Here is a 1852-nt window from a genome sequence, read left to right as displayed (position 1 = left end):
TTTTTGCTTCTCAAAAATTCTCTGCACCTACTTTACATCCAACTTGTGTATACACGGTAGTGCCAAGGGGAGGGGTTGGGGGTGGGGTAAAACGCTTGTGGGATAAGGCTTTTAACTTAAGTTGACACCAATGAGCATTGCTAAACCCTTAGCCGCGTATTTGTATCATTATTAAAGTGAAATGGTATAAGTTTCGATTCTCCGCATCCAACTCTCCACCCGATCGCAAGTAAGTTTAATTACCAAAAAAATGTAGCTTTCCTCACTTTAATTATCTTTTCATCTGTGCAGGGCGAACAGAAAGAGTTTTGCCAAGTTTGATACATTTATATTAAGAATAGTTACAGTAGCCGTAATATAAGGAAATATTTCTTATGGTAAATTCCCTTGACAATAACCCACCTCATCAAGTGGTTATCGTTGGTGGCGGCTTTGGGGGGTTGTATGCGGCAAAAGCACTTGCCAAGGCTCCTGTCAACGTTACGCTTATTGATAAACGCAACTTTCATTTATTTCAACCACTGCTGTACCAAGTAGCTACAGGGACTTTATCACCTGCTGATATTTCCTCACCTTTGCGATCGGTGCTGAGTAAAAGCAAAAATACCAAAGTATTGCTGGGATCTGTAAATGATATTGATCCAGAAGCGCAAAAAGTACTGGTTGATGGCGAAGCAATAGCTTACGATACCTTGATTGTGGCTACAGGCGCGAAGCATTCCTACTTTGGTAAGGACGGCTGGGAAGAATTTGCACCTGGTTTAAAAACGGTGGAAGATGCTATAGAAATGCGTCGCCGGATTTTTACAGCATTTGAAGCAGCAGAAAAAGAAACTGATCCAGTAAAACGCCGTGCCTGGTTAAGCTTTGTGATTGTGGGTGGCGGTCCCACAGGGGTAGAATTAGCAGGTGCGATCGCAGAGCTAGCATACCAAACCTTAAAAGAAGATTTTCGCAACATCGACACATCAGAAACCAGAATTCTTTTATTAGAAGGTATGGATCGCATCCTGCCACCTTTTGCGCCCGAGTTATCACAAGCAGCAGAAAAATCTCTCAAAGAATTGGGCATTATTGTCCAAACAAAGACATTGGTAACAAATATTAAAGATGATATTGTTACCCTTAAACAAGGCGATGGAGTTAGAGAAATTGCCTCAAAAACAATACTATGGGCGGCAGGCGTAAAAGCATCTCCAATGGGCAAAGTTTTAGCAGAACGCACAGGAGTTGAACTAGACCGTGCAGGAAGAGTTATTGTTGAATCTGACTTAAGTATTAAAGGATATGCCAATATTTTTGTCGTTGGTGACTTAGCCAATTTTTCCCATCAGGACGGTAAACCCCTACCTGGTGTTGCACCAGTTGCCAAACAAGAAGGAGAATACGTTGCCACAGTAATTGAACAGCGACTTAAAGGTAATATTTTGCCACCTTTTGATTACATTAACCGTGGTAGTTTAGCAATGATTGGGCAAAATTCCGCTGTTGTAGATTTAGGTTTTATCAAACTTAGAGGTTTCTTTGCATGGCTGTTTTGGCTGTTGGTACATATATACTTTTTAATTGAATTTGACAACAAATTAATAGTGATGATTCAGTGGGCGTGGAACTATATTACCCGTAATCGTGGAGCGAGATTGATTACAGGAGAAGAATCACGCATCTCAATCAACGTTGATGATAGCAATAGTTTTTATTCCTCAGAAAAAAGTAAGCAAGCTGTTAACGTCTAGTATTCAATAAACGGTGAACAGTTACCAGCCTGTTCACTGATTCATCACTAGTTACTGAAGTACAGATCCTAAGCCTCAAACCTAAGCATAAAGACTGTTTTACTTCTGAATTCTGA

Annotated in this window: 1 protein-coding gene; it reads left to right on the top strand. The window is 40.5% G+C overall.

Annotated elements, in window-relative coordinates; all coding sequences use genetic code 11:
- Window positions 1-374 precede the first annotated feature (374 nt).
- Window positions 375-1736 (top strand): NAD(P)/FAD-dependent oxidoreductase, encoded by a 1362-nt coding sequence (locus BV372_RS32495; protein ID WP_086691301.1) that lies wholly within the window; start codon window positions 375-377, stop codon window positions 1734-1736.
- Window positions 1737-1852: the final 116 nt, after the last annotated feature.

Source organism: Nostoc sp. T09 (assembly GCF_002154695.1).
Classification (GTDB): Bacteria; Cyanobacteriota; Cyanobacteriia; order Cyanobacteriales; family Nostocaceae; genus Aulosira.
The sequence above is the reverse complement of the archived record's forward strand: the minus strand, read 5'-3'. Positions and strand labels throughout refer to the sequence as shown.

What these genes read in the sequence shown, in the direction of transcription:
- BV372_RS32495 (WP_086691301.1), top strand. Translation starts at nt 375, where the DNA reads ATGGTAAATTCCCTTGACAATAACCCACCTCATCAAGTGGTTATCGTT.